This is a genomic window from Leifsonia shinshuensis, from assembly GCF_022606355.1.
GTDB lineage: Bacteria > Actinomycetota > Actinomycetes > Actinomycetales > Microbacteriaceae > Leifsonia > Leifsonia shinshuensis_B.
The window spans coordinates 867097-881006 of the sequence record NZ_JAHHZQ010000001.1; the positions used below are offsets into that span (position 1 = coordinate 867097).

At 69.3% G+C, this 13910-nt stretch carries 12 protein-coding genes; 4 read left to right on the forward strand and 8 right to left on the reverse strand.

Annotated features, from left to right (window positions below):
• The first annotated feature begins 43 nt into the window (after positions 1-43).
• The gene (locus KNO15_RS04115; protein ID WP_241702165.1) at positions 44-1162 is read left to right on the forward strand and encodes a polyprenyl synthetase family protein; all 1119 of its coding nucleotides are present in this window, start codon (positions 44-46) and stop codon (positions 1160-1162) included.
• 37 nt (positions 1163-1199) lie between these two features.
• Here KNO15_RS04115 and KNO15_RS04120 read toward each other — a convergent pair whose 3' ends face one another.
• Entirely contained in the window at positions 1200-1541 is a 342-nt protein-coding gene (locus KNO15_RS04120) for an Rv2175c family DNA-binding protein (protein ID WP_241702166.1), read from the reverse strand.
• Between the two features lie 151 nt (positions 1542-1692).
• Here KNO15_RS04120 and KNO15_RS04125 point away from each other — a divergent pair, with 151 nt between their 5' ends.
• Both KNO15_RS04125 and pknB read left to right on the forward strand, forming a co-directional pair.
• Positions 1693-2820: a LysM peptidoglycan-binding domain-containing protein gene (locus KNO15_RS04125; protein WP_241702167.1), complete on the forward strand. Its 1128-nt coding sequence runs from the start codon at positions 1693-1695 to the stop codon at positions 2818-2820.
• An 85-nt stretch (positions 2821-2905) separates the two neighbouring features.
• Positions 2906-4810 carry a Stk1 family PASTA domain-containing Ser/Thr kinase gene (pknB, locus tag KNO15_RS04130; RefSeq protein ID WP_241702168.1) on the forward strand — a complete coding sequence of 635 codons (1905 nt, stop codon included), beginning with the start codon at positions 2906-2908 and terminating at the stop codon, positions 4808-4810.
• Between the two features lie 124 nt (positions 4811-4934).
• Here the strand turns inward: pknB and KNO15_RS04135 are convergent, their stop codons facing one another.
• From KNO15_RS04135 to KNO15_RS04145, 3 genes are all read right to left on the reverse strand, one after another.
• Positions 4935-6263, reverse strand: coding sequence for a class II 3-deoxy-7-phosphoheptulonate synthase (locus KNO15_RS04135; RefSeq protein WP_241702680.1), 1329 nt, complete (start codon positions 6261-6263; stop codon positions 4935-4937).
• A gap of 151 nt (positions 6264-6414) precedes the next feature.
• Positions 6415-7101 (reverse strand): lysophospholipid acyltransferase family protein, encoded by a 687-nt coding sequence (locus tag KNO15_RS04140; RefSeq protein ID WP_241702169.1) that lies wholly within the window; start codon positions 7099-7101, stop codon positions 6415-6417.
• A gap of 64 nt (positions 7102-7165) precedes the next feature.
• Positions 7166-8113 carry an ROK family glucokinase gene (locus KNO15_RS04145; RefSeq protein ID WP_241702170.1) on the reverse strand — a complete coding sequence of 316 codons (948 nt, stop codon included), beginning with the start codon at positions 8111-8113 and terminating at the stop codon, positions 7166-7168.
• Positions 8114-8277: 164 nt separating this feature from the next.
• On the opposite strand from KNO15_RS04145, the gene KNO15_RS04150 reads away from it, so the two are divergent.
• Positions 8278-10107, forward strand: a complete 1830-nt coding sequence (locus KNO15_RS04150) for an AMP-dependent synthetase/ligase (RefSeq protein ID WP_241702171.1) — start codon at positions 8278-8280, stop codon at positions 10105-10107.
• On the opposite strand, the gene KNO15_RS04155 is transcribed toward KNO15_RS04150, so the two are convergent.
• The 4 genes from KNO15_RS04155 to KNO15_RS04170 form a co-directional block, all read right to left on the reverse strand.
• Entirely contained in the window at positions 10104-10955 is an 852-nt protein-coding gene (locus KNO15_RS04155; protein ID WP_241702172.1) for an endonuclease domain-containing protein, read from the reverse strand. The genes KNO15_RS04150 and KNO15_RS04155 overlap by 4 nt on opposite strands.
• Before the next feature lie 189 nt (positions 10956-11144).
• The gene (locus KNO15_RS04160) at positions 11145-11993 is read right to left on the reverse strand and encodes an NAD-dependent epimerase/dehydratase family protein (protein ID WP_241702173.1); all 849 of its coding nucleotides are present in this window, start codon (positions 11991-11993) and stop codon (positions 11145-11147) included.
• 20 nt (positions 11994-12013) lie between these two features.
• Positions 12014-12505 carry a peptide deformylase gene (gene def / locus KNO15_RS04165; RefSeq protein WP_241702174.1) on the reverse strand — a complete coding sequence of 164 codons (492 nt, stop codon included), beginning with the start codon at positions 12503-12505 and terminating at the stop codon, positions 12014-12016.
• Positions 12506-12550: 45 nt separating this feature from the next.
• Complete coding sequence (locus KNO15_RS04170) at positions 12551-13876, reverse strand: MinD/ParA family ATP-binding protein (protein WP_241702175.1); 1326 nt, start codon at positions 13874-13876, stop codon at positions 12551-12553.
• Between the last annotated feature and the right edge of the window lie 34 nt (positions 13877-13910).

The following is a 13910-nucleotide window of genomic DNA, read 5'->3' on the forward strand; positions in this document are numbered from 1 at the left end:
GTGTGGCCGATTGTAGCCGCACCACTCTGACTAGGCTATACGTGTGTCTGAAAGCATCCGATTCGTCGACCTCATCCAGTCAAGAATCGATGGATTCTTCGATGCACGTGCATCCATTCTCGTCTCGATCGCCGACGAACTCGCCCCGATCGCGGCTTTTTCGAGGGATTTTCTCAGCGGCGGCAAGCGTTTCCGTGCGCTTTTCTGCTTCTGGGGGTGGCAGGCGGTGCGCACGACGGGTGACGAGCCCGATGGGGCACCGGTCACCGCGGGCGGCCCGCTCGACGGCGTGGTCTCCGTCGCGTCGGCCCTCGAGCTGTTCCACGCGGCCGCGCTGGTGCACGACGACCTCATCGACAACTCCGACACGCGCCGCGGAAAGCCGGCGGCCCACCGGCGTTTCGAGCACCTGCACGAGCAGGAGGGCTGGCAGGGATCCGGCGCCGCGTTCGGCACGGGCGCCGCGACGCTCTTGGGCGACTACCTCCTCATCCTGAGCGACGAGCTCTTCGACGAAGGGCTCACCCAGACCGTGAGCGCCTCGGCCCGGCGGTCGGCGCGGGCGGAGTTCAACCGGATGCGGCTCGACGTCACCGCCGGTCAGTACCTCGACATCTTCGAGGAGATCGGCTGGGCGGGCCGGCCCGACGCGGACCAACTGGCCAGGGCCGAACGCGTCATCGTCTACAAGTCGGCCAAATACTCCATCGAGTCACCCCTCCTGATCGGCGCCAGCCTCGCCGGGGCGACGGTCGGACAGCTCGATTCACTCCGCAGGTTCGGCCTCCCGCTCGGCATCGCGTACCAGTTGCGCGACGACCTCCTCGGAGTCTTCGGCGACGCGGAGGTCACCGGCAAGCCGAGCGGGGACGACCTGCGCGAGGGCAAGCGGACCGTGCTGATCGCCCTCACCCGCCAGGCCGTTCCCGCCGGAGCCAGGGCGGCGCTCGACGAGTTGCTCGGCGACCCCGACCTCACCCCCCAGCAGATCGAGACGCTGCAGATGACCATCCGGGAGTCCGGTGCGGTCGAGAAGGTCGAGAAGATGATCGCCGACAACGTCGACCGCGCGATCGAGGCGCTGGAGGGCGCGCAACTGGGTGCTGGAGCGCGCGCGCAGCTCCGCGAGCTCGCGATCACCGTTACACGACGCTCGTACTGAGGTCGGCCCGCCGACCGAGGTCGGCACGCCCTGCCGCTCAGGCCAGGGCTTGGGCGACCCTCCTGACCTCGGCCTTGCGGCCGGCGCGCAACGCTTCGATCGGAGCCGTGCCGAGGCTCTCGTCGTCCGCCAGGAGCCAGTCGACCGCCTCCTCGTCGTCGAAGCCGTTGTCCGCGAGCACGATGAGGGTGCCGTGGAGCTCGCTGAGGGGTTCGCCGTCGCGGAGGAAGACGGCGGGGACCTTGACCACTCCGTCGATGCGCTTCGCCGCGAGGTGGCGGTCTTCGATGAGGCGGCGCACCCGGCTGACACCGAGTCCCAGCTGCTCCACAAGGTCGGGGATGGTGAGCCACTCGGTGGCCTGGACCTGCTCGTTCACAAGGACAAGCGTGCCACGACCACGCTGCCAGCACGAGTCGAAGCAAATGTTACGGTCGTGTTAACTGTTGTCACATCAGCCACATTGGTTGACTCCTTACTCAAGGTGTGTCAGCGTGGGAACGGCTATGTCACTCACGGAGGGGTAGACCATGTCTGCGATCGAGAGCACGAAGCGTCAGCGGCGACCGCACGGGCGCACCGGCGGAATGCTGGGCACCGTCCCGATCGCCGTCGCCGGCAGCATCGCCGTGACCCTCAACCTGCTGAGTCCCGCACATGCCGCCACCGACTCCGAGCGCGAACGCGCGCCGGAGAAGAGCGACGCGACAGGTCCGCAGAAGACCGCACGCGACACGATCCGCGGATCGTTCGGGCACGAGGCCGCGACGGCCTCCGCCGCCGCCACCGACACCGCGGCGGCGCCGGCGACCTACCGCGTGCAGACCGGCGACACGGTCTCGACCATCGCCGCCCGATTCGGGCTCTCGACCGCAGCCGTCCTCGCGCTCAACGGGCTCAGCTGGAAGAGCCTGATCTTCCCCGGCCAGGTGCTGGCCCTCGGCGGGGCGGCGACCCCGGTCCCTGCCCAGGCGCCCGCACCGGCACCCGCTCCGTCTGCGACCTCGTACACGGTCGCCCGCGGCGACACGATCAGCGGGATCGCCGCCCGGTTCGGTCTGCGCACCTCCGTCGTCCTCAGCGCCAACGGACTCAGCAGCTCGAGCATCATCTACCCCGGACAGCGCATCGCCATCCCCGGAGTCGCCGCCGCATCGCTCGACACGCCGAGGGCGGTCGCCGCCCCCGCACCCGTGGTCACTGCGCCGACCCCGGCACCGGCGCCGACGGTGCAGCCGGGGCAGGTCGTGGCCCTCACCGACGAGATGCGCGCCAACGCCTCCCTGATCATCCGCATCGGCAAGCAGGAGGGCGTGCCGGCCCAGGGCATCGTCGTCGCCCTCGCAGCGGCGGCCCAGGAGTCGGGCCTGCGCAACGTCCGCTACGGCGACCGCGATTCGCTCGGGCTGTTCCAGCAGCGCCCGAGCACCGGCTGGGGCACTCCCGACCAGGTGCTCGATCCCACGCGCGCGACCCTCGCGTTCTACGGCGGGGCGAACAACCCCAACAAGGGCCGCACGCGCGGGCTCCTCGACATCCCGAACTGGAGAGCGATGAGCGTAACGCAGGCCGCCCAGGCCGTCCAGATCTCGGCATTCCCCGACGCATATGCGAAGTGGGAGACCTCGGCGCGCGCATGGCTCGCGCAACTCGGGTGACCGGAAGGTCACAGCAGGGTCACGGCCCCGCAGCACACCGGTGTTTTGCAGGGTTCACGCACCCGCTGTTCCCTAGACTCGATCCGTGACCACGAGCCAAACCGACCCGATGATCGGACGTCTGATCGACGGCCGCTATCAGGTGCGCTCGCGGATCGCCCGAGGCGGCATGGCCACCGTCTACCTCGCCACCGATCTGCGCCTCGAGCGCAGGGTCGCGATCAAGATCATGCACGGCCACCTCGCCGACGACAGCACGTTCAAGAGCCGGTTCGTCCAGGAGGCCCGCTCCGCCGCCCGCCTGGCGCACCCCAACGTGGTGAACGTGTTCGACCAGGGCCAGGACTCCGACATGGCCTACCTGGTCATGGAGTACCTCCCGGGAATCACGCTGCGCGACCTCCTCAAGGACTACGGCAAGCTCACCCCCGAGCAGACCATCGACATCATGGAGGCCGTGCTCAGCGGCCTCGCCGCGGCGCACAAGGCCGGCATCGTCCACCGCGACCTCAAGCCGGAGAACGTGCTGCTGGCCGACGACGGGCGCATCAAGATCGGCGACTTCGGCCTGGCGCGTGCCGCCAGCGCGAACACCGCGACGGGCCAGGCCCTCCTCGGCACGATCGCCTACCTCTCCCCCGAGCTCGTCACCCGCGGCGTCGCCGACGCGCGCAGCGACATCTACGCGCTGGGCATCATGATGTACGAGATGCTCACCGGCACACAGCCGTTCCACGGCGAGCAGCCGATGCAGATCGCCTACCAGCACGCCAACGACCCGGTGCCCGCTCCGAGCAGCGTCAACCCGGCCGTCCCCCCGGAGCTCGACGAGCTCGTGCTCTGGGCGACAGAGAAGGACCCCGACCGGCGGCCCTCCGACGCGCGCGAGATGCTCGACCGGCTGATCGAAGCCGAGAAGTCCATCCGCGGCGACGCGGTCATGCAGCCGACGATGGTCCTTCCTCCGGCCTTCGCGGCGAACGACGGCGAGACGCAGATCATCAACCCCGCCATCCGCCAGCAGGTCGCGTCCGCCGCGCCCACCGCGACGGACACGCTCAGCGCCGCCGCGCGTCGCCGGCGCGGCAAGGGCTGGTGGCTGTTCGCCCTGGTGCTCGTGCTCGCCGCGGTCGCCGGGGGCACCGGCTGGTACTTCGGGTCAGGGCCGGGATCCCTCGTGACGGTGCCGAACGTGGTGAGCCAGGCTCCCGCCGCGGCGACCGCCACGCTCACCAACCTCGGGTTCAAGACGGCGCAGGCGCAGGAGTACAGCGTCACCGTCCCCGCCGGCCAGGTGTCGAGCACCGATCCGAAGGCGGGATCGGCCGCAGGACGCGGCAGCACCGTCACGCTGCGGATCTCGCAGGGACCGAAGCCCGTCACCATCCAGCCGCTCGCGGGCAAGACCCTCGACCAGGCCACGTCGGAGATCACCGGCGTCGGCGCCAAGGTGGGCGACACCGTCAAGCAGTTCGACCCGAAGGTGCCGGCGAACACGGTCATCTCGGCGACCCGAGCCTCCGACGGCACCGACATCTCCGGCGGTGGGGGCTACTTCGAAGCGGCGACGGTGAACCTCGTCGTCTCGGTCGGCCCTGTACCCGACGTCGCCGGGATGTCGGTCTCGGACGCCCAGGCCGCCCTGCAGAAGGTCGGGCTGGAGACGACCGCCGGCCCGCAGAGCTACAGCGACACGGTCGACAAGGGCAATGTGATCTCGGCACAGGCGCAGAAGGAGGGTCCCGTGCACCCCGGCGACACGCTGGCGCTCGAGACCTCCAAGGGACCGGAGCCCGTCCCGGTTCCCGACGTCGTCGGTCAGACCTGGGACAAGGCGAAGAAGGCGCTGCAGGACGCGGGCTTCCAGCTCAAGTACAGCGCGGCGGCCGACCTCCTGCCCGGTGCCTTCGTCGTCTCGAAGGTGTCGCCCTCCGCCGGCACGCAGGCACCCAAGGGCTCCACCGTCACGGTCAACTTCGCCGGCTTCTGAGCCGCCCTCGGCGCCTCCGCGCGCTCCGCGCCTCCGCCCCCTCGAACGCCGAAGGGCACGTCGTTGTCACTTCTCGACGCGAGAAGCGACAACGACGTGCCCTTCGGCCGTCGTCGCGGGCGGGTCAGCCCTGGCTGAGCTCCTCGGCGACGAGGAAGGCGAGCTCCAACGACTGCATGTGGTTCAGACGCGGATCGCACAGCGACTCGTAGCGCGTCGCCAAGGTCTCCTCGTCGATGTGCTCCGAGCCGCCCAAGCATTCGGTGACGTCGTCGCCCGTGAGCTCGACGTGGATGCCGCCGGGGTGCGTACCCGCCGCCCGGTGCGCCTCGAAGAAGCCCTTGACCTCGTCCACGACATCGTCGAACCGGCGGGTCTTGTAGCCGTTCGGCGTCGTGAGACCGTTGCCGTGCATCGGGTCGGTCACCCACAGCGGGTTCGCGTCCGACCGCTTGACGGCCTCCAGCAGCGGCGGGAGGGCATCGCGGATCTTTCCCGCGCCCATCCGGGTGATGAAGGTCAGTCGCCCGGGCTCGCGCTCGGGGTCGAGCGCGTCGATGAGGCGCCGCATGTCGTCGGCCGTCGTCGTCGGGCCGAGCTTCACCCCGATCGGGTTGCGGACGCGCGACAGGAAGTCGACGTGCGCGCCGTCGAGGTCGCGCGTGCGCTCGCCGATCCAGACGAAGTGCGCCGACGTGTTGTACGGGGTGCCGGTGCGCGAGTCGATGCGCGTCATCGGGCGCTCGTAGTCCATGAGCAGCGCCTCGTGGCTGGAGTAGAACTCCACCCGCGTGAGCTCGTCGAAGTCCGCTCCGGCGGCCTCCATGAACTTGATGGCGCGGTCGATCTCGCGGGCGAGACCCTCGTAGCGCTGGTTGGCCGGATTGGCCGCGAAGCCCTTGTTCCAGCTGTGCACCTCACGCAGGTCGGCGAAGCCACCCTGTGTGAACGCACGGATGAGATTCAGGGTGGAGGCCGCGGTGTGGTAGCCCTGCACGAGGCGGCGCGGGTCGGCCGCGCGCGACTCCGGAGTGAAGTCGTAGCCGTTGACGATGTCACCGCGGTAGGCCGGCAGCGTCACGCCGCCGCGGGTCTCGGTGTCGCTGGAGCGCGGCTTGGCGAACTGGCCGGCCATGCGGCCCATCTTGATGACCGGCACCGATGCGCCGTAGGTCAGCACGACCGCCATCTGCAGGATCGTCTTGACCCGGTTGCGGATCTGGTCGGCGGTCGCCCCGGCGAAGGTCTCGGCGCAGTCGCCGCCCTGCAGCAGGAAGGCATTGCCCTGCGCCGCACGGGCGAGCCGCGAGCGCAGCTGGTCCACCTCACCGGCGAACACGAGCGGAGGCAGCGTCGCGATCTCGGCCGACGCCGCGGCCGCGGCCTCCGGGTCGGGCCAGGTCGGCTGCTGCTTGATCGGGAGCGTGCGCCAATAGTCCAGGCCCTCGATCACGGAGTCGTCAGGTTTCACGACGGGATCTGTGGTCTGCAGCACTGTTCTGTTCCGCTCGGTCGGGTGAAAAGGGGATAACCGAGCCTATCGCGCCGGACGGGGGTCGTGCGCAGCGCGACCGGATTGTGACGGCGGACCCGGATGGGAGGCCTCAGGCGAGCGCGGCGCGCTTCTCCTTAACCGTGCTCGCGTACACGTCCACGTACTCCTGCGCGCCGAGCGCGTGCAGCGCGTACATGATCTCGTCGGTGACCGAGCGCAGGATGAAGCGGTCGCCCTCCATGCCCTCGAACCGTGAGAAGTCGAGCGGCTCGCCGATGACGATGCCGATGCGGCCGATCCGCGGCAGCCGCTTGCCGATCGGCATGATCTCCGCCGTGTCGACCATCGCGACGGGCACGACGGGGACACCGGCCTCCAGGATCATCCTGGCCACGCCGGTGCGGCCCCGGTAGAGCTTGCCGTCGGGGCTGCGGGTGCCCTCGGGGTAGATGCCGAGGATCTCGCCGCGCGCGAGGACCGCGAGACCGGTGTTGAGCGAGGCCTCGGAGGCCTTGCCTCCCGAGCGGTCGATCGGCAGCTGGCCGGTTCCGTTCATGAACGCCTTCGTCGCCCAGCCCTTCAGACCGCGGCGGGTGAAGTAGTCGCTCTTGGCGAGGAACGACACGTGCCGGTCGACGACCAGCGGCAGGAAGATCGAATCGATGAACGAGAGGTGGTTGCTGGCGAGGATGACCGCGCCCTCCGCCGGAACATTCTCGATCCCGACGACCCAGGGACGGAAGATGCCGCGCAGGATCGGACCCGCGACCAGGTTCTTCATCAGCCAGTAGAACATCGAACGAAAGCCTAGTACCCCTCGCGTCGTGACGGGAGGGGCGGCTCGGCGTCGGCCCTGCTGGTCACTGGGAGGCGTGGAGGCGCGCCAGGTCGGCCGCACCGACCACGCCGGCGTCGTTCACCAGCTCGGCGATCTTGAACTCCGGCTCCGGGTGGAAGCCCCGCGCCGGCAGGTTCTCGAGGTAGGCGAGGCGGATCGGCTCGAGCAGCAGCTCGCCGGCCTGCGCGACGCCGCCGCCGAAGACGAAGAGCTGAGGGTCGAGGATGGCGCCGAGGCTCGCGCAGGCCTGACCGAGCCAGTCGCCCAGCTGGCGGAGGGCGGCGAGCGCCCCCGGGTCGCCGGCCATGATCAGCGCGGAGATGTCGGAGCCGCTCAGCGAGCCGGTGCGGCTGCGAACGTCGGCGAGCACCTGGCCGATGCCACCCGCGTCGGCCAGCTCGTTCGCCATCCGCTGCAGTGCCCGCCCGGAGCCGTACTGCTCGATGCACCCGTGCGCGCCGCAGCCGCAGGGCAGGCCGCCTGGCACCACGCGCATGTGGCCGATCTCGGCGCCGGCGCCGAAACCGCCGCGGAAAAGGCGGTCGTTGCTCACGATGGCGCCGCCGACGCCCGTGCCGATGGTCAGGATGACCATGTCGCTCACCAGGCGCCCCGCCCCGTAGCGGAACTCGGCCCAGCCGGCCGCATTGGCGTCGTTCTCGATGAGGACGGGGAGGTCGATCCGCTTCTCGAGCTTCTCGCGGAACGGCTCGTGCCTCCAGTTGATGTTGGGGGCGTAGTAGACGGTCGACTGCGCAGCGTCGATGAAGCCGGCCGCGGCCACGCCCGCTCCCGCGATCTCCTCCGGCCCGTCGGAGAGACGCTCGATCATCGCGACGACGGCGTTCTCGATCTCCTCCGGACGGCTGGCGTCGGTGGGCACGCGGTCTTCGCGGACGATGGTACCGAGCTCGTCGACGACCGCGCCGGCGATCTTGGTCCCGCCGATGTCGATTCCGATGGCGTGCACAGGCGAGCCCCTTCCGGGTTGGCGCGATCAGGCGGGTGGGTGGGAGGCGCGGGACGAGCCGGTCGGAGGAGACTCACTGCCGCACCATCTAGAGTGTAATCAACCACTGCGAGCCGAAGCCATTCGGCCCGATTGCCCGCCCGCCCGGTATCGAGGGAGCTACCGTGAACCAGTTCGAAATCCCCGCACTCGTCCCGGCCGACCCGGAAGCCAACGCGACGGACCTGCTCGTCCAGCGCGTCGCGGCCACCCCGGACGCGCCGCTGTTCAGCCTCCCGGACGGCGATGGCTGGAAGGACGTCACGGCCGCCGAGTTCCACCGCCAGGTCGTCGCACTGGCGAAGGGTATCGTCGCCGCCGGCATCCAGCCCGGCGACAAGATCGGCCTGATGTGCAAGACGCGCTACGAGTGGACGCTGATCGACTTCGCGACCTGGTTCGCCGGCGCCGTGCTCGTGCCCATCTACGAGACCTCCTCCCCTGCCCAGGTGCAGTGGAACATGTCCGACTCCGGTGCGGTCGCCGTGATCCTGGAGGACGCGGAGATGTTCTCGCGGTTCGACGAGGTGCACCCCGACCTCCCGCTCATCCAGAACGTCTGGCAGCTGCACCTCGGCGACCTCGAGAAGCTCGTCAACGCAGGCGCAGATGTTCCGGACGAGGAGATCGAGCGCCGCAGGAACCTCGCCCGCGGCGAGGACATCGGCACCCTGATCTACACCTCCGGCTCGACCGGTCGGCCGAAGGGCTGCGTGCTCACCCACTCCAACTTCGTCGAGCTGTCGCGCAACGCGGCGGAGGCGATCAAGGAGGTCGTCTCCCCGCCGGAGGGCGCGTCGACGCTGCTCTTCATCACCACGGCACACGTCTTCGCCCGGTTCATCGCGGTGCTGGCCGTCACCGGCGGAGTGAAGGTCGGCCACCAGGCCGACACCAAGCAGCTGCTGCCCGCGCTGGCCAGCTTCAAGCCGACCTTCCTGCTCGCGGTGCCGCGCGTGTTCGAGAAGGTCTACAACTCTGCGGAGCAGAAGGCGGAGGCCGGCGGCCGCGGCAAGATCTTCCGCGCGGCCGCGAAGGTCGCCGTCGAGCACTCTAAGGCCGTCGAGGCCGGGTCGGTGCCGTTCGGGCTCAAGCTCAAGTTCGCGCTCTACGACCGGCTGGTGTTCTCGAAGCTTCGTGCGGCCATGGGTGGCCGCGTGAAGTTCGCGGTCTCCGGCTCCGCTCCGCTCGGATCGCACCTCGGCCACTTCTACCACAGCCTCGGCATCAAGATCCTCGAGGGCTACGGCCTCACCGAGACCACAGCGCCCGCTACGGTCAACCGCCCCGACATGTTCAAGATCGGCACGGTCGGCCCCGTCCTCCCCGGCGTGGCGGTGCGCCTCGTCGAAGACGGCGAGATCGAGGTCAAGGGCATCAACGTCTTCAAGGAGTACTGGAAGAACCCGGAGGCGACGGCCGCCGCGTTCGACGACGGCTGGTTCCGCACCGGCGACCTGGGCGCGCTCGATGACGACGGCTACTTGACGATCACCGGTCGCAAGAAGGAGATCATCGTCACCGCCGGAGGCAAGAACGTCTCCCCCGCCGCGCTCGAGGACCCGATCCGCGCCAACCCGCTGGTCAGCCAGGTGATCGTCGTCGGCGACCAGAAGCCGTTCATCGCAGCGCTCATCACCCTCGACACCGAGATGCTGCCGACCTGGCTGGCGAACAACGGCGAGGACAAGGACATGACCCTCGCCGAGGCCTCGGTCAACCCCGCGGTGAACGCCGAGATCCAGCGCGCGATCGACGCGGCGAACCAGGGGGTCTCGCGCGCCGAGAGCATCCGCAAGTTCGTCATCCTGGCCACCGACCTGACCGAGGCCAGCGGCCACCTGACGCCCAAGCTCAGCATCAAGCGCAACGTCATCCTCGCCGACTTCGCCGACGTCATCGACGGCGTCTACAGCGGCAACCCCAGCACCCAGGGCATCTCCCTCGCCCACTAGCCCCGAGATTCGTCACGAATGTCGACTTTCGTGCCACGAATGTCGACATTCGTGACGAATCTTCTGAGGCGATCGCGGAATGCGTCGCGGTTCCCGAAGAGGTCGTGCGCCGTCACGCGCACGACGCGCCAGCCCTCGGACTCCAGGACGTCACGCCGCTCGATGTCGAGGTGCCATTGACGTCGATCCACTCGATGTCCGTCACCTTCGTATTCGAAGGCGATGCGATGCTCGGGGAGGCTGAGGTCGGGATGCAGAACCATCCGACCCCGGCGCAGCGACACCGGACGATTGACTTCGAGTCCGACGAAGCCGTCCGCCTCCAACAGCAGCCGGAGTAACGACTCAGGCCGGGAGTCCGCGCCGAAACGGATCCTCGGGAGCGCCCAGGTGCGCTCGCGGGGTCCTTTCGTCCGGTGCAGCGTGCCGGCGGCATCCATCAGCTCATGGATCTCCGCGAGGGGTTCGCGCCCGCGGGCACCGACCAGATGGTCCCCTGCCGCGACGAGATCCTCCCTGTCGAGTTCCCCCGAGAGCTGGCACCATACCTGAGCCGGCACGCAGAGCGGCAACCCGTCGACGATATCGCCGTGCACGCTCCCGAGGCTGTGGCCGATGACGCCCCGGCCTCGGGGCGGGGTACGGGGAAATGCGACGGAGATGTGCAGCGGCCCCTCGGACTGCCCCGAGGGAAGCGGGACGTCGAGGAGCGCAGCCGCAGTCTGATGGCTGAAGAAGGCGCCCTCCGGCATCAGCGGCAGGTAGGCGAGACACAGTTCGCGCACGCTGCGCGGCGCGATCGTCAGGCGCACCGCGTGGAACGGGCGATGAGTAGAGGTGGTGCGCATCTCCCCATCGTCGCAACGGCGGGGCGCCGAGCTTCCCCTCATCGACGAATCTGTGGAGAACCCGCCTCAGCGCCCTGCCTGTGGGCGAACATTCGTGACGAATCTCGACATTCGTGGCACGAATCACGACATTCGTGACGAATCTCATCGAAGGTGACACGAGTGACATTCGTGACGAATGTCGAGGGGCTAGAGGTGGTCGCGCCAGGAGTGGGTGGGGGCGTAGCCGAGGATGCGGCGGGCCTTGTCGATCGAGAGGAGGGTGTCGGTGTTGTCGAGGTCGTCGCGCTTCAGCGGGACGCCGGGGAAGACCTCGGCGACGAGCTCGGCGTTCGGGCGCGTCATCACCGTGTCGGCCGCCGCGATGATGAACCGGTCGAAGCCCGTGGTGTCCCACTCCAGCGCGCGCATGACCGCCTGCGCGCCGTCGCGCGCGTCGATGTAGCCCCACAGGTTCCACTTTCGCGCCCGCGCATCGGCGTCGAACGACGGGAACGCCGCATAGTCGGCGGGCTCCATCACGTTCGAGAACCGCAGCGCCACGATCTTGAGCGCGGGATCCCAGCGCACGAGTTCGATCGCCATCTGCTCTTCGAGGTGCTTGACCAGCGAATAGGTGGATTCGGGACGGGCCGGATAGTCCTCGTCGACCGGGATGTACGGCGGCGGAACGTCGAAAGGGAGGCCGAGCACGGTCTCGCTCGACGCGTACACGATGTTGCGGATGCCGGCCCGTCGTGCCGCCTGGAACACGTTGTAGGTGACCCGGATGTTGTTGTGGAACGTCGCGACATCGCTCAGGATGGCCGGAGCCGGGATCGCCGCGAGGTGGACGATCGCGTCGAACCCGCCGTGGAGGTCGTCCACGCCGAGGATCGCATCCAGCGTCTGCCCGTAGTCCGTGAGATCGACGCGCACGAAGCCGCGGCCGCGCTCCCCCGTCGTGTCCAGGTTGACGACGGTGTGCCCTGCCGCGCGTAGTTCGCGCACAACCGTGCGCCCGAGCTTTCCCGATCCTCCGGTGACTGCGATGTCCATGGATCGAGTCTAGAGGGGCGTCAGAACCAGTCGCTCTCGCGCACCTGGCGCATCGCCTCGCGGCGGGTCTCCTTGTCGAGCCGGTCGAGGTAGAGCTTGCCGTCCAGGTGGTCGGTCTCGTGCTGCAGGGCCTGCGCCATCACGCCGGTGCCCGACAGCTCGATCTCGTTGCCGTCCAGGTCGATGCCGCGCACGCGGGCGAAAGGATAGCGCGCGGTCTTGAACCACAGCCCCGGCACCGACAGGCAGCCCTCGTCGACCAGCTCGGGCTCACCGGAGACCTCCACCAGCTCGGGGTTGATGACGTAGCCGATCTCGCCGTCGACGTTGTAGCTGAACGCCCGGAGCCCCACGCCGATCTGCGGTGCGGCGACACCTGCACGCCCCGGGGGCACGACGCTGTCGATGAGGTCCTCGACGAGGCCGCGCACGCCCTCGTCGATCTCGAGCACCGGCTCGGACGGGGTCTTCAGCACGGGGTCGCCGAACAGGCGGATCTGGCGTTCGGTCACGGGGATCTCCTCGAAGCGCACACAGCGCGATGGCAGCGGACGGGGTCAGGCGCGCTCAGCGGGCAGGCCCTCGACCACGAGCGCGGCCAGCGCGCGTGCCGAGAGCTTGGTCAGCGGCTTGAGGTCCTTCCAGGACACCACCGAGCCGGCGGCGAGCTGCGGGTCGTAAGGGATGCGGACGATCTCGCGGACACGCGAGCGGAAATGCGACTCGATCTCTTCGAGCTTCACCAGGTTCGTGGCGTGCGTCGCGGTGTTGAGCGCGACGACCGCGTTGCGGACGAGGTCGGTGTAGCCGTTGGCCTCCAGCCAGGTGAGCGTCTCTGACGCCAGGCGCGCCTCGTCGACGCTCCCGCCGGAGACGATCACCAGCGAGTCGGCGCGCTGCAGCGTCGCCCGCATCACCGAGTGGACGATGCCCGTGCCGCAGTCGGTCAGGACGATCGAGTAGAAGCGGGCCGACAGATCGGCCACGACGTTGTAGTCGTTCTCGTCGAAGGCCTCGGACAGAAGCGGGTCGGTGTCGGAGGCCAGGATGTCGAGCCGCGTCTCGTCGCGGGACACCAGCGCGGAGAAGTCGGTGAACCCGCCGATGCTGGCGGCCTTGTGCACGACGTCGCGCACGGTCGCCCTGGTCTGCTTGGGGACGCGTTCCGACAGCGTTCCGCGGTCGGGGTTCGCGTCGATCGCGATGATGCGGTCTTCGCGGGCGTCGGCGAGGGCCATCCCGAGCAGCGTGGTGACGGTGGTCTTGCCGACGCCGCCCTTGCGCGTGAGCACGGGCACGAACCGGGTGCCGCCCTCGAACTGCTTCTGGATGCGGTGATCGAGCTCCTTGCGCGCCCGCACCTTGGCCGAGTCGCCCAGGTTCACCGTGCGGAAGGTGACGTTGTACACGAACCGCTGCCACGGACCCTCCGGGCCCGGGCGGGTCTTGCGGTTGACCTCGAGCAGTCGGTCGGCGGTCAGCATGGCCGCGGGCTCGGGCTGCGGCGAGTGCTCGCCGCGCAGCCGGTCGCGCCGCGACTGGCCGAACGCCTCGGCGTGCGCCTCGGACGCCGGAGCGGGGACCTCGTCGCCGCCGCCCGCCTCCTGCTGCGTGGGCGTCGGGGCCGTCACCAGCCGGGAGGCCACGATCGCGACGGAGGTGGTCGTCGGGTCGGTCGGCGACTCCACGAAGCCCGGGTTCACGGGCACGTCGTCGATCGCGACGGCGGCCTCGTCCTCCGGGATCTCCTGGGGCGGGGTCGGCGGCAGGTCGACGGCGATGCTCAGCGTCGTGTCGACCTCCAGCGGTGACGGACGGAAGCTGAGCTTCTCGTTCGTCGCCTCGAGGTCGCCGCGTTCCGGCTCCTCCGGCTTGTCAGCCACGGTTGTCACTCCTTCTGCCGCTCGACGCGAGACG

Bases quoted from the DNA above. Each gene is read 5' to 3' on its own strand.
- KNO15_RS04155 (WP_241702172.1), bottom strand. From the start codon at position 10,955: ATGCGCACCACCTCTACTCATCGCCCGTTCCACGCGGTGCGCCTGACG.
- KNO15_RS04125 (WP_241702167.1), top strand. From the start codon at position 1,693: ATGTCTGCGATCGAGAGCACGAAGCGTCAGCGGCGACCGCACGGGCGC.
- KNO15_RS04160 (WP_241702173.1), bottom strand. From the start codon at position 11,993: ATGGACATCGCAGTCACCGGAGGATCGGGAAAGCTCGGGCGCACGGTT.
- KNO15_RS04140 (WP_241702169.1), bottom strand. From the start codon at position 7,101: ATGTTCTACTGGCTGATGAAGAACCTGGTCGCGGGTCCGATCCTGCGC.